Annotated in this window: 17 protein-coding genes; 11 read left to right on the top strand and 6 right to left on the bottom strand. The window is 45.8% G+C overall.

From position 1 onward, the window contains the following. The first annotated feature begins 127 nt into the window (after positions 1–127). The gene (locus BM292_RS07635) at positions 128–1,171 is read left to right on the top strand and encodes a GGDEF domain-containing protein (protein ID WP_092857237.1); all 1,044 of its coding nucleotides are present in this window, start codon (positions 128–130) and stop codon (positions 1,169–1,171) included. Between the two features lies 1 nt (position 1,172). Here the strand turns inward: BM292_RS07635 and BM292_RS07630 are convergent, their stop codons facing one another. The 4 genes from BM292_RS07630 to upp form a co-directional block, all read right to left on the bottom strand. Then, a complete protein-coding gene (locus tag BM292_RS07630) occupies positions 1,173–2,069 on the bottom strand; it encodes a hypothetical protein (RefSeq protein WP_143434080.1) in 897 nt (298 codons plus the stop codon). 44 nt (positions 2,070–2,113) lie between these two features. Then, on the bottom strand, positions 2,114–2,779 hold the full coding sequence (locus BM292_RS07625) for a hypothetical protein (protein ID WP_092857233.1): 666 nt from the start codon (positions 2,777–2,779) through the stop codon (positions 2,114–2,116). Then, positions 2,772–4,391 carry a hypothetical protein gene (locus BM292_RS07620; protein ID WP_092857231.1) on the bottom strand — a complete coding sequence of 540 codons (1,620 nt, stop codon included), beginning with the start codon at positions 4,389–4,391 and terminating at the stop codon, positions 2,772–2,774. The genes BM292_RS07625 and BM292_RS07620 overlap by 8 nt, the downstream gene beginning before the upstream one ends. A gap of 73 nt (positions 4,392–4,464) precedes the next feature. Further along, on the bottom strand, positions 4,465–5,094 hold the full coding sequence (upp, locus tag BM292_RS07615) for a uracil phosphoribosyltransferase (protein WP_092857229.1): 630 nt from the start codon (positions 5,092–5,094) through the stop codon (positions 4,465–4,467). 180 nt (positions 5,095–5,274) lie between these two features. On the opposite strand from upp, the gene BM292_RS07610 reads away from it, so the two are divergent. From BM292_RS07610 to BM292_RS07575, 8 genes are all read left to right on the top strand, one after another. Further along, positions 5,275–5,703, top strand: coding sequence for a c-type cytochrome (locus BM292_RS07610; RefSeq protein WP_177203813.1), 429 nt, complete (start codon positions 5,275–5,277; stop codon positions 5,701–5,703). Positions 5,704–5,840: 137 nt separating this feature from the next. After that, the gene (katG, locus tag BM292_RS07605; protein WP_092857225.1) at positions 5,841–8,057 is read left to right on the top strand and encodes a catalase/peroxidase HPI; all 2,217 of its coding nucleotides are present in this window, start codon (positions 5,841–5,843) and stop codon (positions 8,055–8,057) included. A 57-nt stretch (positions 8,058–8,114) separates the two neighbouring features. Continuing rightward, the gene (locus tag BM292_RS07600; protein WP_092857223.1) at positions 8,115–8,990 is read left to right on the top strand and encodes a LysR family transcriptional regulator; all 876 of its coding nucleotides are present in this window, start codon (positions 8,115–8,117) and stop codon (positions 8,988–8,990) included. An 86-nt stretch (positions 8,991–9,076) separates the two neighbouring features. Further along, positions 9,077–11,233 (top strand): TonB-dependent siderophore receptor, encoded by a 2,157-nt coding sequence (locus BM292_RS07595; protein WP_245751882.1) that lies wholly within the window; start codon positions 9,077–9,079, stop codon positions 11,231–11,233. Positions 11,234–11,247: 14 nt separating this feature from the next. After that, positions 11,248–12,357 (top strand): PepSY-associated TM helix domain-containing protein, encoded by a 1,110-nt coding sequence (locus BM292_RS07590; RefSeq protein ID WP_092857221.1) that lies wholly within the window; start codon positions 11,248–11,250, stop codon positions 12,355–12,357. An 85-nt stretch (positions 12,358–12,442) separates the two neighbouring features. Then, on the top strand, positions 12,443–13,060 hold the full coding sequence (locus tag BM292_RS07585; protein ID WP_092857219.1) for a glutathione S-transferase family protein: 618 nt from the start codon (positions 12,443–12,445) through the stop codon (positions 13,058–13,060). Position 13,061: 1 nt separating this feature from the next. Beyond that, positions 13,062–14,570, top strand: coding sequence for a flavin-containing monooxygenase (locus BM292_RS07580; RefSeq protein WP_245751879.1), 1,509 nt, complete (start codon positions 13,062–13,064; stop codon positions 14,568–14,570). After that, positions 14,567–15,493, top strand: coding sequence for an alpha/beta fold hydrolase (locus BM292_RS07575; protein ID WP_092857217.1), 927 nt, complete (start codon positions 14,567–14,569; stop codon positions 15,491–15,493). The genes BM292_RS07580 and BM292_RS07575 overlap by 4 nt, the downstream gene beginning before the upstream one ends. On the opposite strand, the gene BM292_RS07570 is transcribed toward BM292_RS07575, so the two are convergent. Further along, a complete protein-coding gene (locus BM292_RS07570; protein WP_092857215.1) occupies positions 15,490–15,933 on the bottom strand; it encodes a nuclear transport factor 2 family protein in 444 nt (147 codons plus the stop codon). The genes BM292_RS07575 and BM292_RS07570 overlap by 4 nt on opposite strands. A 93-nt stretch (positions 15,934–16,026) precedes the next feature. Here BM292_RS07570 and BM292_RS07565 point away from each other — a divergent pair, with 93 nt between their 5' ends. Next, positions 16,027–17,010 carry a sensor domain-containing diguanylate cyclase gene (locus BM292_RS07565; protein ID WP_092857213.1) on the top strand — a complete coding sequence of 328 codons (984 nt, stop codon included), beginning with the start codon at positions 16,027–16,029 and terminating at the stop codon, positions 17,008–17,010. Here the strand turns inward: BM292_RS07565 and BM292_RS07560 are convergent. Then, entirely contained in the window at positions 16,997–17,461 is a 465-nt protein-coding gene (locus BM292_RS07560) for an EVE domain-containing protein (protein ID WP_092857211.1), read from the bottom strand. The genes BM292_RS07565 and BM292_RS07560 overlap by 14 nt on opposite strands. A 50-nt stretch (positions 17,462–17,511) precedes the next feature. Here BM292_RS07560 and BM292_RS07555 point away from each other — a divergent pair, with 50 nt between their 5' ends. Next, positions 17,512–18,528 carry an LLM class flavin-dependent oxidoreductase gene (locus BM292_RS07555; protein ID WP_092857209.1) on the top strand — a complete coding sequence of 339 codons (1,017 nt, stop codon included), beginning with the start codon at positions 17,512–17,514 and terminating at the stop codon, positions 18,526–18,528. Positions 18,529–18,538: the final 10 nt, after the last annotated feature.

Below are 18,538 nucleotides of genomic sequence, written 5' to 3'. Positions count from 1 at the left end.
CGCAGTTTATTCAATACAATTGCTATAAAATCATGAATTAAGATTTTGAGCTAGTTGTTCACAAAGTTAATTCCATTTCGGTAAAAACACCGCTAGGATATTTCAAACAGTCAAACGAAGTAGCGCTATGAAATTTTGGCATAAATACCATCCTGATATTGATGCGGCAGACCCTCGATTTAAACAAGTTTCTTTGATTTACAGCATTTTGCTGATCATGATTGCCTATTTTGCCATTATTGGCACGCTCAATATCACCTTGTTTTATGCCCCTGAAATTGCCTTTTTTGATTATCTCGGATTAGTTCTTGCGCTGATTATTTTTCGTTTTGTGAGCCGTGGTGGAAACTTTAAAGTTGCGAGTTGGGCGGTTATTGTTTCCATCGCCGCCGTCTTGTTAGCTTTCGTCCACTTGGCAGAAGGGCGAAACTACTCCCTCATGTGGGTCACTATTTTACCGCCATTTGCATTTTTCCTTTTAGGTAGGCGCAATGGCTCTTGGGTCAGTGCAATCATTCTTGTGTACTGTAGTTGGTATCTATATCAGCTGATTCAACAGCAAGTCACCGCTAATCTTGGCCTCGGTGCACTCTTTAACTTTATTGAAGTAGCGACTGCGCAGGTATTTTTGTTTCGCTTTTATGAAAACTCGCGGCAAGAAGCTTATGATCAATTACAAAAAACCGCGATTACTGACCCGTTAACGAAAGTTTATAACCGTCTGCACCTCGATAACACGCTCAAATCGCTTGTTGCGCAAGCGAATCGCTCGCATCAAGCCGTGTCAATTCTGCTGTTGGATGTCGATCATTTTAAAGCGGTGAATGACAAGTACGGGCACCTTATTGGCGATAAAGTTTTAATCAGACTCTGCGACGTTGTACGTGAAACTGTACGTGAAACGGATGCCGTTGGTCGTTGGGGCGGCGAAGAGTTTCTGGTTATTTGTCCAAATACCGATCAACAACAAGCCATTCAGTTTGGTCAGCGTATTATTGAGAATATACGTGCCGAGGCTGTCGAAAAAGATGTTCATATTACCGTGAGTATTGGCGCCGCAACCTATAGCGCCGGCGCAACCGATTCGATTGATCGTATATTGTCATCGGCTGATGAAAATCTTTATCGCGCCAAACGTGGCGGGCGCAATCAAATTGTCGGTGGTTCTTGAATTATTCGATATTGACCCGAATCACAAACTTTAATAACGAGAATGCAGCCACTAAGAATAGCCACAGAAACAATAAACTTTCGTCGTGTGCGAGTTTCGTCCAAATACTGTTTTTCAGAATAATATCTTCTGATTTATAACGTTGAATAACACCTGCGTCACCTTTGCCATTGAAGGTCACCTGCATGCCCGGTGAATCATCTACGAAAATAAAACCAGAGCTTTGAATTGATGGGTTTTGAATAAAGAACTTGTCACCTAACTCAAGCGCATATGGCTCAGTTTGATAATATTGCCCCGACCACGCACCTTTATCAGAAATAGCGACCGAACCATCATGTAAAATTGGCTCGCGCGCGGATGCTTCTTTGACCTCACCACCTATTGTCATCACGCCATCAATGGGCAGCGTATAACTATTATTGGCAGAAGCCTGTAGCTCAAATGCTTCGCAATCACTTAATTCAATTCGCTGGTTATCTGTTTGAATATATCCCACTGGGGCGAGCGTCGCGGAACTTAAAGTTATCCACACTGACTGAGTACCGATACGCTCAATATATACCGAAGTATCTTGTGCAACTTGAAGTTGTCCAGAAATGAAAGATGTTTCGCTACCGCATTGTGCATAGCGCGTTACATTTTCTAATTGCCAGGGCACAAATGCGCTATTTTGAAATGAATCGATGGTGATAATTTCTGAACGCGCTGTCACGTTATATAGCGTGTCGGGCGTGGTAATAAATCGAAGTGAAATAACGACAATGTAGGCCAACAGCATCCAAAAGAAGCCAACCAAAATATGTAGTAACCAACGCCATGGGCTTAAGCTGATGCGGTCACGAAACTCTGTTGCGGTATACGGTAAATCTTCGTTCGTTAAAAAAATACCAAACAAAAACTTGGCCGTTTTTCGAAATATATTTTTTAGAGTGAGACGCTTCATCGAAATAACTCGACTACTTCATCAGGTATTGCGCGCAAATTTCGACGCTTAATGACAATGCGCATTGCCGAATCCGTGTTTACATCTTGCAATAAGCATTCTTTATCATAAGAAACGCGATAATTACTGCGTAAATCTTGGCACTTTACGGACTTATTTGGTGCTTCATTACCAGTATTAATCAGCGTAGCAACATCCCGGCGAGCATTACTGCGAAGAAATACAGCGATGTTGTTCATCGATTTTGGAATACCCCAAGCGCCCACCACGTAATTACCGTTGGTGGCATTGCAATCGGCTTGAGCAGCAACCAATAAACCGAGTTCACCGGGGGCGAATTCTTCCAATTCATCAATGTACTGTGTTGGAAATTCGATACGAACTAAACCGTCGACGGATTCGGTGAAGTTATATTGATATTGCGATTTGTAACGGCCATCGGCACTACTCACAAACACACAAACAGCCCCCTCATAGGGGCTTGGGAAATAAATGTGCGGTGCAACTTGGTAATCGACGTCGGTAAATTGGAGGCCTTTTAAGAACTGCCCAGAAACCTTTACCGTTTCGCTGTATGATTCGGTAAAACCGCTGACCTGATTGGCTTGCGCAATGCCCACATTCGCAGTGAGCATCGCCAGTGTAAGTAGATGTTTAATCATAATCGAACAACTTGATGGTGTAATTACCATGGCTACTAATACCAGTTAACCGAATGATATGAACGTCTGACGATAGCGGTGTAAAAACAATGCGATATTCGTCGTCGGAATAAAATTCGCCGGAATATCTTCGTTCATTGGTTTCATCAAATATTTCCAATCGGAATCTCATTCTTTTCGACTGGCGTTCAAACTTGAAGTCGATCGGCGCATTGGCCGTCATCATCATGCGGTATTCTGCGACAGCATTTGTTGCAAGCTTGCCTTCAATAACTTCACCAGCAGTCACGACATTTTGCGGACTTTTCAGTACAGCGTCGGTCACCCATTGGTCGATTTGAATATTTGCTGTGCCGTAACTACTTAACCCAACGATTTTAATTGTGTACGTGTCGTTGCTAGGCGGAGTGAAGGCATAAGAATAATTATCGTCAGAATAAAAATCATAATCTTGATGCACTTCACCTTCACTATTCACGACAACGATTTTGAATCTAAACCGTTGTCCTGGAACTTTTTTCAAGTTGAATTCGATGGGACTATTTGATTCGCCCTTAAATCGATATTCAGCAACAGAATCCTTTGCAACCTTTGGTTCTATGGTTGTTGGAATCGTGATTGTATTACCTTGCCCTCTCAGCTCTGAATCAAAGGCAAAATCATTCATTTTAATGTCGAATTCACCAAATGAGCTCAGTCCGACGAGGCGAACGATATAGACGTCAGATTTGGGCGGGGTAAATGCAAAGTTATATGGATCATCATTATAAAAGTCGTAATCAAGTAGCATATTTTCGCGGCGATCCATAATTCGAATCGAATACCGCATGCGATTACCCTCGTTAGCCTTCAACACAAACTCAATCGGACTATTCTCGAGCATTTTAACTTCATGATCTTTGATTTGGTTTTGCGCTAAGCGACCGGTTAAATGCGAATTCGTTGTCACTTCAGAGTCATCCGCTACTTTAGCCTCACCCGTAGCTACCGATACTTCAGCTGTGTCTTCGACACCGAAATGCTCATCCAGCATTTGCGTCAATGCGTCGGCTCGGTAAACCACACCACCCTCGTCATCAACCTCAAGTAAAACGCCAGCAGCTTGGTCGGCTACAAATAAAATACTGCCACTGTAACCTTGTTTAAATGGCTCATCTGCGCGCTCAGGTTTTATCGCTAAATACTCAGTTTCATCAACTGTATTAATCACAATCTTGGACTGTAAAACGCTACCGTCAGCTAAACGCGTTTTGAGCACGCCAGTTTGGTAAACATCTAATAATTTCTTCAGGTCGCTGACTTGTAAGAACGTGTTGCGGTTACATTGCGCTTCGGGAATGTTGGATTCTAAAACAGCCATATCGACGTCGAACACGTGCGCTAAGTCAGCTGTGAAGTACTGGCGTGTTGGCAGCATAATATTGGCTGTTTGCGCATCACCGAGAACATGCTTCGGCGTTACGACATAGCAGGTGCCATTTACTAAATAATTGAATCCTTGGCCGACATTAAAATCTGCGGAAACCAGTACATCGGAGCTGTAACTGTTGGGGGAGAATAGAGATAAAAGGCTAATAAAGCTTAACGAAGCGATTGTTTTTGTTGTTTTCATAGCGATGCTTTTGTTTGACGTTTGTACCTTTATAGTATTTTTTTTCGGCAAACGTCAACAAAACGTAAACAATTTAGCGGGTGCCGAAGATCTTATCGCCAGCGTCACCTAAGCCAGGAACAATATAGCCGTGTTCATTAAGATGTGAGTCAAGTGCCGCGGTATAAATGTGGATATCTGGGTAGGATTCGAGCACTTTATCCACACCTTCCGGCGCAGCAACTAACACCAAAACACGCACATCTTTGCAGCCATGTTGTTTGAGCATATCAAGCGTTGCCACCATGGTGCCGCCAGCTGCCAGCATCGGGTCGATCACGAGAGCCGTGCGTTGGTCGATGTCTTTCACTAACTTCTGGAAATAAGGAACGGGTTTTAAAGTTTCTTCATTGCGATATAAGCCAACGACACTCACCTTTGCACTTGGAATTAAATCGAGCACACCATCGAGCATACCAATTCCCGCGCGCAAGATAGGTACCACCGTCACTTTCTTGCCTTTGAGTTTCTCAACTTTTATGGTTTCACCACTCCAACCGTCAATGGTATGTGGCTCGAGTTCAAAATCTTTGGTCGCTTCATACGTTAATAAACTACCAAGTTCGTTGGCCAGCTCGCGAAAGCTTTTAGTAGAAATATCAGCTTCGCGCATCAGCCCAAGTTTGTGTTGCACAAGAGGATGTTTAATGACGTGTAATGGCATGTGGAGAATCTCGTTAAAGTTACAATGATTTATGTAAATATATTCTAGAAAACTTCGCTTCGATAAGCGAATGACCGACCTGATCTATATCGATATTTTTTCATCTAGTTAGACAAAACGTTACTTTCGGGGTATTAAAGATTTCTAAGCCGTTATATCCGTACGAAGTAGAGGTGTGTGGTGAAGAAGTTTCTTGGGATATTACCGTTGTTTCTATTGCTCGGTTGCGAATCAACTGACTCGAAGCTACCGTTGCTTGCTCAAACTCCGACGCAAGCCTCAACGATTCCTAACGACCCAGCTTTAATTGCTAAAGGCGCAAAGGTATTCAAATATCGTTGTGCTGCCTGTCACAGTATGGATGCTAACAAAAGCCAATTTTTTGGCCCACATCTTGCGGATTTAATTGACCGAGAAATTGCCACAATCGATGGCTACACTTTTCCTGAAACCACAAAACAGCATGACATTGTTTGGACAGAATCAACCCTTTACGAGTGGTTGGAAAATCCACAGAAAATGGTTAAAGATATGTGTATGCCATTTACCGGCTTACCCAAAAAAGAAGACCGCGATGCGCTTATGGCGTACCTCAAATATGGCGGCTGAGCCCGCGAATTTACTGAGAAAACAGCAGTTTCGATTAATCTAATCGAATTTTCCTGTTTGTAGCTCCCTCGCAGAATCGATTATTTCTACTATAGTCAATTTGACTCAGAAACGGTCCCTTTTGGAGGAATCATCTCATGTTCAAGAAATCAATCCCGATGCTATCGGCTGCAGCGGTTGCTGTTACCATGGCATTTTCATCAGGCGCGATGGCAGCTCCTGATAGCAAATCACAAATGTTCTGGTGGCCAGACAAACTCGATTTAAGCCCACTTCGTGATCACGACGTTAGCTCGAACCCAATGGCTAATTTCGACTACTCAGAAGCTGTCAAGAAAGTTGATTTTGATGCGGTTAAGAAAGACATCGAAGCCTTAATGACTAGCTCTCAAGACTGGTGGCCCGCGGACTACGGTCACTATGGTCCGTTCTTTATTCGTATGGCTTGGCACGGTGCGGGTACCTATCGTATTCATGATGGTCGTGGTGGTGCAGGTGGCGGTCAACAGCGTTTTGAGCCATTGAACAGCTGGCCAGATAACGTGAGCTTGGACAAAGCGCGTCGTTTGTTGTGGCCAATCAAGCAAAAATACGGCAACAACTTGTCGTGGGCTGACTTAATGGTCCTTACCGGTAACGTCGCGCTGGAATCAATGGGCTTTAAAACCTACGGTTTCGCAGCGGGTCGTGAAGACGATTGGGAACCAGATGAAGTTTATTGGGGCCCAGAGAAGAAATGGTTAGCGGACGAGCGTTATAGCGGCGATCGTGAACTTGAGCGTCCTTTGGCTGCAGTTCAAATGGGTCTAATTTATGTAAACCCAGAAGGTCCAAACGGTAATCCTGATCCATTGCTTGCTGCAAAAGACATTCGCGAAACATTCGGCCGCATGGCAATGAACGATGAAGAAACTGTTGCTCTTATTGCTGGTGGTCACACCTTCGGTAAAGCGCACGGTGCACACAAGCCAGACGAATGTTTGGGTGAAGCTCCTGCTGGCGCAGCAATCGAAGAGCAAGGCTTAGGTTGGAAAAACAAGTGTGGTAAAGGCCACTCTGAAGATACTATCACTTCAGGCTTAGAAGGTGCATGGTCAGTAAATCCAATTGCCTGGACTACGCAGTATCTTGATAACTTGTTTGGCTTTGAGTGGGAACAAACACGCAGCCCAGCGGGCGCCATTCAGTGGATTCCAAAAGACGGTCAAGCATCAAACTTGGTTCCAGATGCGCATATTCCTGGCAAGCGTCATGCACCAATCATGTTCACGACTGACTTGTCACTGAAGTTTGACCCTGAATATCGCAAAATTGCGAAGCGTTTCCATGAGAACCCAGAAGAGTTCGAATTGGCGTTTGCAAAAGCTTGGTTCAAATTGACTCACCGCGACATGGGCCCACGTGCACGTTACATCGTGGACACTTCGCCAAAAGAACCTTTGATTTGGCAAGACCCAATTCCAGCGGTGGATTATGAGCTGATCAATGACCGCGATGTTGCGAATCTGAAGAAGAAAATTTTGGATTCAGGTTTGTCAGTGTCTGAGTTAGTACGCACTGCATGGGCGTCTGCGGCAAGCTTCCGCGGTACCGATATGCGTGGTGGTGCAAACGGTGCTCGTATTGCGTTAGCGCCACAAAAAGATTGGGCAGTGAACAATCCAAAAGAGCTGAAGAAGACTTTAGCGACTCTGGAAAAAGTTCAGAAAGACTTCAACCGTTCATTACCAAAAGGCAAGCGTGTATCGTTGGCTGACGTAATTGTGTTAGGTGGTGCTGCAGCGATAGAAAAAGCTGCGAAAGATGCGGGTTACACTGTGTCTGTACCATTTGCGCCAGGTCGTAACGACACCACGCAAGAGTGGACTGACAACTCATTTGATGTGTTAGAACCGAAAGCTGATGGCTTCCGCAACTACTACACCAAAGATGTGATGATGTCACCAGCCGAAGCATTGGTTGAGCGCGCTGACTTGTTGACCTTAACGGTACCAGAAGTGACTGTATTGGTAGGTGGTATGCGTGCGTTGAATGCGAACTACGGTGGCTCGAAGCACGGCGTATTCACTGACCGCCCAGGCCAGTTAACGAACGATTTCTTCGTGAACTTGTTAGACATGGGCACTGAGTGGGCACCGGCCAAAGGCCAAGAAGGTGTTTACGAAGGTCGTGACCGCAGTTCAGGTGAATTGAAGTACACTGCGACGCCGGTTGATTTAATCTTCGGTTCGAACTCAGAGCTTCGCGCAATTGCTGAATTCTATGCACAGAGCGACACAGATGAGAAATTTGTGAATGACTTTGTTGATGCATGGGTGAAAGTCATGCGCCTTGACCGCTTTGATCTTGAGTAATCAACAAAAGTAAGTATAAAGGGAGCTTCGGCTCCCTTTCTTTTAGGAGATTCACGCATGGCGCGTTCAACCATTGAACAATGGCGTATGTTTAAAGCAGTGGCTGATTTTGGTGGCTTTCAGCAAGCCGCCGATCACGTCCACAAAAGCCAATCGACGGTGCACCATGCGGTGAATAAATTAGAAGAGCAGCTGGGCGTGCAGTTAATTGAGGTGCATGGTCGCAAGACCGCAGTGACTCATGCCGGCCAGCAGCTTCTTCGCCGTATTAATTACTTGCTCGCTGAAACTGAACGACTTGAAAACGTTGCTCAAAATCTTAAGCAAGGTGTTGAGTCAAAGCTTGCAATAGCGGTGGACGAGGCATTTCCGAAAGACGTGCTCTATCAAGCGTTAGCTGAAGTATCGAATGAATACCCGATTGTCCACCTTGAAGTCATCGAAACAATATTGACCGGTGCCAACGAGCTTCTGAATAAAGGCATGGCAGAAATCGCATTGTCGCCATTTACCCTCGCGAACGAACTCAGTGAAGACTTATGTCAGCTTGAATTTATTGCGGTTTGCGGTGCGCAGCATCCATTGGCGCAGAAGAAAAACGTGACGCCAGAAGATCTCAAACAGTATCGCCAAATTGTCCTTCGTGATTCAGGCGTTGAGAAAAAGACGGATATTGGCTGGCTCGGTTCTGAACAGCGCTGGACGGTGAGCCATTTAGCAACTTCTATCGAGCTCATTCAGAAGAACCTCGGTTTTGCGTTTTTACCCCGTCGCGCGATTGCAGAAGCGTTGCAATATGGTCTTCTTGTGCCCATTCAACTCAACCGTGGTGGCACTCGCACCACTAACTTTTACCTTAATTTCCGCGACGCCGAAACACTTGGGCCCGTTGCCCGCAGCTTTATTGGACATGTTCGAGACCTGACAAATTAATTCATTAAAACGCTATTGCGAATCATTCTTATTTGCATTAGGATCGCTCCCCTATCTATTCTTCATTCATTTATAGGGGTATGGACGTGATCAAGTTATCTGCAATAACTTCAGCTTTTCTTTTGGCGGGTATACCGTCAGCTTTCGCGAGCTCGCTCGAGCCGCAAACCACCGAAGCCATCGAACGTCTAGAAATTCGTGGTGAGCAACAAAGCGGTTACCTTGCAAGCGAGCAACAATCTGCGTCAAAGCTGGATATTAACGTGAAGGAAACACCGCAAACGGTGACCGTTATCACGCAAGAGAAAATCCGCGATTTTGCCCTCAATGACATCAACAAAATTCTCGAAACTTCCGCCACCATTAATGTTGAACAAGTTGAAACCGATCGAATTTATTACACGTCGCGTGGTTTTGAAGTGAATAACTTCCAGGTGGATGGTTTAGGTTTGCCGCTGATTAACAGTAATACTCATGGCCGCATCGATTCAGCGGTGTATGAGCGAGTCGAGGTTGTGCATGGCGCAAACGGTATCATGACTGGCGTTGGTAGCCCTTCCGCAACCGTTAATCTGGTGCGCAAGCGACCGACTTCCGAATCTCAAAATAGTATTTCAGTAACGCTAAGTTCTTGGTCAGGGAAACGTATTGAAGGCGACTTTTCTGGTGCATTAACGGACTCGTTACGAGGCCGTTTGGTTGTCGTGAATGATGATAGTGAATCGTATCTTGATCGCTACGAAAATAGCTCACAGGTTGTCTATGGTGTAATTGATTATGCGCCTACCAGCAACACGCTGATCACCCTTGGTCATAGCGAGCATCGCAGTGATACCGATGGCAATATGTGGGGGGCAGTGACATTAAACTATGGTGATGGAACCCCAACGGATTTTGATCGCTCGGTAAATATTGCTGCCGATTGGTCAAACTGGACTGTGCAAGAAAGCCGCAGTTTTATCGATATCGAGTCCGCGTTGAATGATTCATGGTCGTTGCGTATCGCTTATAACCGAGTGCGTACCGATGAAGATAGTTTCCTATTTTATACCTATCTGCCAGACCCTTCAGTGGGGTTAGACCCGGAGACTGGCTTGGGTCTAATAGGCTATGGTAGCGAGTATGATTTGGATGACCAACAAGACACCGTCGATGCCTATGTGTCAGGTCATTTTGAACTCGGTGGTTTAGAGCACGAAGTTGTTTTTGGCGCAAACTATGCTCGTTTAGATTATATCGATACGTCGTTGTATGACTTTCACACTGGAAACGGTTTCCCTGCAATGCCTGCGTTGGAAGATTGGGACGGTAACACGCCATTTCCTGAATTCACTGATGGCTTAGCAGGTAGTGAAATTGATAACACCCAAAAAGCTATTTATGCGCAAGCGCGCTTCAGTTTAAGTATCGACACAAAATTACTGCTAGGAGGTCGCTATAACGAATTCAAAACCGACGGCATTGGTTATGGTGTTGATCAATCACGCGATGATGCTGAATTTATTCCGTACTTTGGTTTAACTCATAACGTCAACGACGCGACAACAGTTTATGCGTCTTATACCGAAACGTTCCAAGCACAAAACTTGCGCGATCGTGAATTTAATCGACTACCACCGTTAACAGGTGAAACTGCCGAAATTGGTATTAAAACCGAATTATTTAATGGTAGCGCCTTGTTGTCAGCCGCTTATTTTGACGTGACGCAGAAGAATCTAGCCGTTGGCGACGGCACCGTGACAAATCCAAACACTAATGCACCGGAAACTGTTTATCGCGCAGCCGATGGCGTTACCAGCAACGGCTTTGAAGTAGAACTTTCGGGTGAACTCGCGCCGGGTCTGCAAGGCAGTATTGCGGCAAGCGTGTTTGAACTTGATGGTGATACAACCGTTGAAGATTACACCCCTGAAAATTTATTCCGTGGGGCGCTCACTTATCGTCCAATGTTCGCTGAAAATTGGAAGTTTGGCGTGAGCTATCAGTGGCAGGACACAATCTCGCGTGTACAAGGTACCGTTGGTGAAAGCTATGCCAACGCAGGCGAAACGATTGTGACCACTCAGGACGCTTACGGACGCTTGAATTTGATGGCCAGCTACCAAGTTAACGAGAAGCTGTTGGTGTCATTGAATGCGAATAATGTGACCGATGAAAAATATATCAACAGCCTACTGTGGGCCACACAAGGCTACTATGGCGCACCTCGCAACTATTCAGCGACATTAAGCTACTCGTTTTAAAGGTTTAACCAACAATGCGAAAGACTCTCCATAAATGGCATGGTTGGGCGGGGATCATTTGTATGCTCCCCTTTCTTCTTATTTGTTTAACCGGCAGCATTTTAGTTTTCAAAAAAGAAATTGATGCATTGCTGCTACCGTCGGTTGCAACGTTGCCTGCCACCGAACAACCGCGGTTGCCGTTGACTGAATTAACGGCCAAGGTAAACGCACAGTTGCCGGGTTACGAATTTGGAAGTTGGGAAATTTTCCCGGCTGGTCATGATGAAGCCGACCGTATCTTTGTGATTAAGCGCGGCACCGATGAATGGCACAAAGCTCATTTGAATCCATACACGGGAGAACTGTTGAGTCAGCCGAAAACAACTGGCCACTACTTGACCGACTGGCTGGTTGAGTTTCACTACACGCTGATGCTCAACGATCTTAAACATTTGCCCGAACACCTTGGTTTGATTATTGGGCTTATTCTGTCGCTATTTTTATTGTTCATGGGGGTGTCAGGGCTCATTATGTACCGACGCTTTTGGGCACGTCTGTTTACATTACGTTGGAATCAACGCCTGCTTGCGGTGTTTAGCGATGTGCACAAAATGGCTGGTACGTTCGCCTCGCCAGTGCTGTTGGTGTTAGCAATTACGGGAGGCTACTACAATATTCTGATTTTCTATGAAGAGTGGACGGAGCATGCCGATGGGGCCGAGCATCATGTGATGACCGAACGCCTTTATCATACAAATTTGAATATTGACGCGTTAGTAGCGGATAGTCAGCTACGTATCGACGGCTTTAAGCCAACGTACTTACTCTTCCCGTATGAGCCGGAATTACCGTTTACGGTATTTGGACGCGCGCCAACCGCGAATCCGCTTTTGAGTAATTATGGTAGCGTGAGCAATTATGATCCGCAGACGGGAGAGTACCTGAACACCTACAACTTAAATGAGCAAGGTGTTGGCGCGAAAACGCTTGATAGCTTTCGCCGATTGCATTTTGGTACCTTCGGTGGCTTAACGGTAAAAATTATCTGGAGTATCGTCGGCGTTACACCGTTACTGTTGGCAATAACAGGTACCTACGTGTGGTGGCAACGCCGGAAAAAACGCGCACGCAGAAAGACATAAAACCACAAAAACAAGCGCTTGCGTTGTTACTCAAGTTGTTTCATTGTGTGTTCTATTCAGGCGTTAGAACACACAGGAACCCACCATGAAAATTTACGAAACCGCAACCGCACCGAATCCGCGTCGTGTGCGCATGTTTTTGGCCGAAAAAGGTTTACTCGAACAAGTTGAATTCATTCAAGTTGATATTGCCAAAGGTGAGAATTTAACACCTGAATTTGTCGCCATGAATCCGATGAAAAAGGTACCGGTTGCGGTACTCGATGATGGCACCAGTTTGGCCGAGACCATGGCGATTTGTCGCTATGTCGAAGAAGCACATCCAGAAACGCCGAAATTACTTGGTGATACGCCAAAACAAAAGGCGTTAATTGAGCAGTGGCTTCGCTGGGTTGATTTTTATTTAATGACGCCAGTTGGCATGTGCTTTCAACACACCTCAGGTTACTTCAAAGACCGCATGAATTGCTTCCCAGATTATGGACAAGATTGTTACGGAGCGGCTGAGAAGTTTTTAGAATTCCTAAACGAACATCTTAAAACCAATACCTATTTGCTCGGTGATGAATTCACTGCGGCAGATATCAACGCGTTTGCAACGGTTGCTTTTGCGCGAGTTGTAAAATTGCGTATTAAAGACGAACAGACCTATTTACAAGCTTGGTTCGACCGAATTAACTCACGCGCGTCGGCAAAGGTGTAATTTGCTGCAACAAGCTCCGAAAAGCTCGCCGCAACAACCCATTAGTGTTGCGATTGTCGGCACTGGATTTGGCGGACAAAGTGCGGCGATTCATTTATTGAAAGAAGGCCAGAATAACTTTGTGATGCTTGAGCGTCGCCCATTTATGGGCGGTACATGGTGTCAAAATAGTTACCCTGGCGCACAAGTTGATGTGCAGTCGCCGCTTTACTCGTTGGCATCTGAACCGCAAGCTTGGTCACAAATGTTTGCTGAGCAAGCAGAGCTTGAGGCATACACCAATCGCGTCATTGATAAATATCGGTTACGTGAGAAGACGGTTCTCAATTTTAATGTTGCGCGCGTTACTTGGTTAAACGAGATTCAGTGTTGGCGGATTGATGCTGAAGCGGGTGATGTTGTTTATGCGCGCTATGTTATCAGTGCGCAAGGGCCACTCAGTAACCCAGTCATTCCTAACTTTCCGGGGCGTGAGCGCTTTCAGGGTAAAAGCTTTCATACCAATCATTGGGACCACAGTTACAATTACCGAGGCAAGCGGGTCGCCGTTATCGGTAGCGGCGCAAGCGCCGCTCAGGTAATCCCAGCGATAGCTGATATAGTCGCGCAGTTGCATGTATTTCAGCGCACGCCACATTGGGTATTACCCCGCCCCGATCGAACATTTTCACCGTTGGTACGTAAGCTGCTTGGTAATAAGGTAATTTATCATGCGCTACGTAAAACCATTTATTGGGCACTGGAATGGCGAGTATTTGCGTTCAAATATGCCCATGGGCTTATGAAATTTTTCGCGCAACGGCCGGCACTAAAACATTTGCGTACACAGGTACCCGATGAACAGCTACGACGTAAATTGACACCTGACTACACCATCGGTTGTAAGCGCATCATTGTGTCCAACACGCTGTATCCTGCGCTGAGCAGAAGCAATGTCACGTTACATGATAAAGATGATGGCATTGCCGAAATTACCGAAACTGGCATCGTCACGGCACAAGGGAATCAGGTTGAGCTTGATTTAATTGTTTATTCGACTGGTTTTGATGCGACTGACGGCGCTGTTGGCTACGAGATAATCGGCCGAGATGACACAACTCTGAGCGAATTTTGGCATGAATATCCGCGCGCTTATTTAGGCACAACCTTACCAAAGTTTCCGAATTTGTTTTTAGTGACTGGCCCGAATACCGGCATTGGTCATACATCTGCAATTTTCGTGATTGAGTCGCAGATGCAATACATAATGCGGGCGTTAAAGTTCGCCGATAAACAGGGTGGCGTGATTGAAGTTTCCGAGCAAGCGGAAGCTGACTATACCGCCATGATTCATCGTGAAATGCGTAAAACAGTTTGGCATAGTGGTGGCTGCAATAGCTGGTACAAAAGCAAAAGTGGTCATGTGATTGCGATGTATCCTGGGTTTAGTTTTGTGTATCGTCTCATGGCGCGACGTTTTAAACCACAACATCACTGGTTACCACCAAGTAGCATGCAGGAGTCATCGTGAAAAAGTTTCTGGTTACGCTTCTCGTATTGGGTTTCGCCGCATGGCTGGCTTCGTTACACCCGCGCGTTGGGTTGGCGTTTTATGATGCAGTTGGTGCCGCAGAGGCCAAATTATACGGTTTTGAGAAGTCTTTTGTGCGCATTGATGACATGGAAATGGCGATATATGAACGCAATGCGCACAATGCTGATGAAACGCTGATTTTATTGCATGGCTACACGGCATCGAAAGAGTTGTGGCTGCGATTTGCAAACCAACTAAACGAGCGCTATCACGTAGTTATTCCTGACTTAGCAGGGCATGGCGAAACGGGATATTTCAGTGGCTGGTCATATCGAGCATCGGCACAGGCGGATCGAATTGCGCAGTTGATGAACACGCTGGATGTTGAACAAGCAACCATTATTGGTAATTCGATGGGGGGGCTGATTGCGGCTAACTTTGCGATTATGTATCCGCTCAAAACGCACAAAATTGTCGTTTTTAATCCGGCTGGTGTTATGCCACCTGAACCGACTGAAACTGAACAGATGTTTAGTCGTGGTGAGTCATTGTTCGAAATCGACTCCGCGGATGAGTTTGCCGATTTTTATGACCGTACCATGGCGCAGCCACCGTTTGTGCCGCAATTTGTATTACGGGGCATGGCAGAGCGTTATCGCGAGCGCAAAGCAAACTATGCACATATTGCACAAGACTTTCGTTTCCATGATCAGTTGGATAATCGATTAGGACTCATTCGCGTCCCGACGCTGATTATTTGGGGGGACCAAGATCGGATACTGAGTCCATCAGCTGCACCTTTATGGCATCAAGGTATTCGTCAAAGTGAGTTAACGATTTTCAATGGTATCGGCCATATGCCGATGGTTGAAGTGCCGCAACAAGCGGCACAACGTGTCACCGAATTTTTAGAGCATTAGTTGCTGGCGCGTGTGGCGTTCCAGTTCACCGCTTGCCAGCGCCCGTCACGTTGAATGAAGACGCCGCTGTTGAGAAAGGTCTCGCGGGAATAACCAGCGTGATTATCGGTATTACTGACTAAAGTGAAATTAACCACCGCGGTGTCACCATAAAATGCGATTTGAATATCTTCCGCAGTATAGTAATTGGTCAATGGCTCCTCGGTGATCTCGCCACCACTGCGAACGCCATCCATCAATTCACTTTTACCAAAACGTTTACCGCTTGAACTGGTGTAGACCAACTCATCCGCCCAAAAAGCGTCGTGAACGGATGCGCTATTGATGCTCGCTCCTTCCATGAACCAATGTAAAGTTTTGGTAATTTCTTGTGTTTTCGATTCCTGCGCAAAGCTAGAAAAACAAAGGGTTAGCATTATTAGGGTCAAAAGGTGTCGCATGGCATTCTCCGGTAGCTGTACTACATTAGGTTGATGTATTAAATTCAATAAAATTATGTATCAAAATTGTTTAATCAGCGAGAGAGCGCGGCAGTGAAGCAGGTTCCATTTCATCCAGAAGAACTGGATTTATTTTTCAAACAGTTATGGAAAAAATCGTTAAATCCGTTTTGGATCTGCAAACCTATTGCCGACGATTTCGAGATGATTCTTGCAAACCCTGCTGCACTCGCACTGGACCCTCGCCAAAAGCCAGGAACTAAATTCTCTGAGCTTGTTGCGTCGGGCAAGTATCCCGATGGCATTCTTGATGGTTACCATAAATGCTTGGCTGACAAGATGCCATTGGAATTTGAACAGACACCGGTCATCAATGGCAAAGAGTATTTATTTCGCACGTTTTTAGTGCCTATTGTTGATGCCGAAGACAAGGTGACTCATATTTGGGGGACCTCACATAATCTAACCGATTTTATTGACCCCCAGCGCGAACTATTGATGATTAATCAATACCTCGACGCCAAAGTTCAAGAACGCACTGCACAGTTGAACGACGCCATGCGGCGATTGGAAAAGTTAACGATTACCGATGAACTCACGCAACTGGCAAATCGACGTTATTTCGATGATGCACTGAAACGAGAAATTGGACGTGCGAAACGAAATAATCAGCCGTTGGCATTAATCTATTTTGATATCGATTATTTCAAGACGTTTAATGATACCTACGGGCACACCGCCGGAGATAAGTGTTTGAGGCGCGTTGCGCAAGTCTTGTCAAGGCATGCACAGCGCGCGGCTGATGTCGTTGCTCGCTATGGTGGCGAAGAATTCGTGATGTTATTACCGAATTTAACCTGTAAACAAGCCCTGCAGGTTGCTGAGCGGGTTCGAACCGCAGTCACAGACTTGGCAATACCTAATGCCGATACGGTCGCAGGCATTGTCACCATTAGTGCCGGTGTAGCCGTTATCAAAGAATCAAGCGCCAGCGCCGATACGCTATTAAAACTGGCGGACAACGCCTTGTATCAGAGCAAATCAAAAGGTCGTAACTGCAGTCTTATTGCCGACTAGTGAGCTGTAGCACAGCATCGCGTTCCGCTTTGCTGAACGGCACTACGCTTAAACGACTCCCTTTTTTTACCAGTGAATTATCAGCTAATTCGGGTAATGCTTTTAGTTTATCGAGAGAGATGATTTGCGAGAATTTACGCACAAATTGTAAATCCACGGCATCCCAGCGGGGCTTTTCTTTCGTTGCTTTGCTATCGAAATACGGCGATTCGGTATCAAATTGGCTAGGGTCAGCGTAGGCCGAGCGAGTGACTCGCACAATGCCTGCAATGCCAATGTGGGCGCAACTCGAATGATAGATAAAAACCTCATCACCAATATGCATGTTTCGTATAAAATTACGTGCTTGGTAATTACGTACACCATCCCAACGAATCACCTCGCTTGGCTGGTTGGCAAAATCGTCGATACTGCACTCATTCGGTTCGGTTTTCATCAACCAATACTGCATATTTATTTGCCTTTATAAGAAATGACATCATTGTCTGTTAGCATACTAAAATGTTTCACAAAGAAGTAGTTACAGGAGCTGTTGTGGCTGTACTTTCTATCTTAGATTTAGCACCAATTACCGAAGGCAGTAACGCGCGTGAATCGTTACTCAATTCCGCTGACCTAGCCCAGCATTGCGAGGCTTGGGGGTATCATCGATATTGGATGGCTGAACATCACAATATGACCGGTATTGCCAGTGCGGCGACAGCCGTCGCACTGGCTTATGTTGGGGCAAAGACCCAATCGATTCGTATTGGGGCTGGCGGTATCATGTTGCCAAACCATGCGCCTCTAATTGCCGCTGAGCAATTTGGTACATTAGCGGCTTTATATCCAGAGCGCGTTGATCTCGGGCTCGGACGAGCACCTGGCACCGATGGTGCGACCTTACGTGCCCTGCGCCGTAGCTACGATAGTGCCGATAACTTTCCGGCAGACGTCCAAGAATTGCTCGGATACTTGGCCGACCCACAACCTGGACAAAAAATTAAAGCGGTGCCAGGTTCAGGTTCTAAGGTACCCGTTTGGTTATTAGGCTCAAGCTTGTTTGGCGCCCAGTTAGCTGCGCAACTGGGCTTGCCCTATGCGTTTGCATCTCATTTTGCGCCTGATTACTTGCACGTGGCAATCGAGGCCTACATCAACAACTTTAAGCCATCAGTTTATCTCGATGCGCCTTATGTTGCTGCGGCAGTGAATGTATTTGCGGCCGATTCCGAAGTGGAAGCAAAACGCCTCAAGAGCTCCATGCAATTGCAATTTATGGCATTACGGCAAGGGAATCCGGGCCCGCTACCTGCACCTATCGATAATATTGAAGATAAAGTTGACCCAATGGCATTAGCGGCCGCCAATCATGCGCTGAAGTATTCTGCGACTGGCACAGCTGAGCAGGTTCACCAATATTTACGCGATTTCAAAAAAGCGACCGGTGTGAATGAACTAATTTTGACCTGTCATGCGTATGATCATAGTGCGCGGTTACGAAGTTTTGAAATTGCTAAAGATTGCCGCTTCGATTAATCGCAAAAAA

Origin of the sequence: Pseudidiomarina tainanensis (assembly GCF_900115255.1) — a bacterium.
Lineage (GTDB): Bacteria > Pseudomonadota > Gammaproteobacteria > Enterobacterales > Alteromonadaceae > Pseudidiomarina > Pseudidiomarina tainanensis.
This window is presented reverse-complemented; position numbering and strand designations above follow the sequence as displayed.

Excerpts from the sequence above, each read along its gene's own strand:
- BM292_RS07585 (WP_092857219.1), top strand. The coding sequence starts at position 12,443 with ATGAAAATTTACGAAACCGCAACCGCACCGAATCCGCGTCGTGTGCGC.
- BM292_RS07570 (WP_092857215.1), bottom strand. The coding sequence starts at position 15,933 with ATGCGACACCTTTTGACCCTAATAATGCTAACCCTTTGTTTTTCTAGC.
- BM292_RS07555 (WP_092857209.1), top strand. The coding sequence starts at position 17,512 with ATGTTTCACAAAGAAGTAGTTACAGGAGCTGTTGTGGCTGTACTTTCT.
- BM292_RS07560 (WP_092857211.1), bottom strand. The coding sequence starts at position 17,461 with ATGCAGTATTGGTTGATGAAAACCGAACCGAATGAGTGCAGTATCGAC.
- BM292_RS07625 (WP_092857233.1), bottom strand. The coding sequence starts at position 2,779 with ATGATTAAACATCTACTTACACTGGCGATGCTCACTGCGAATGTGGGC.
- BM292_RS07590 (WP_092857221.1), top strand. The coding sequence starts at position 11,248 with ATGCGAAAGACTCTCCATAAATGGCATGGTTGGGCGGGGATCATTTGT.
- BM292_RS07600 (WP_092857223.1), top strand. The coding sequence starts at position 8,115 with ATGGCGCGTTCAACCATTGAACAATGGCGTATGTTTAAAGCAGTGGCT.
- BM292_RS07620 (WP_092857231.1), bottom strand. The coding sequence starts at position 4,391 with ATGAAAACAACAAAAACAATCGCTTCGTTAAGCTTTATTAGCCTTTTA.
- upp (WP_092857229.1), bottom strand. The coding sequence starts at position 5,094 with ATGCCATTACACGTCATTAAACATCCTCTTGTGCAACACAAACTTGGG.
- katG (WP_092857225.1), top strand. The coding sequence starts at position 5,841 with ATGTTCAAGAAATCAATCCCGATGCTATCGGCTGCAGCGGTTGCTGTT.
- BM292_RS07635 (WP_092857237.1), top strand. The coding sequence starts at position 128 with ATGAAATTTTGGCATAAATACCATCCTGATATTGATGCGGCAGACCCT.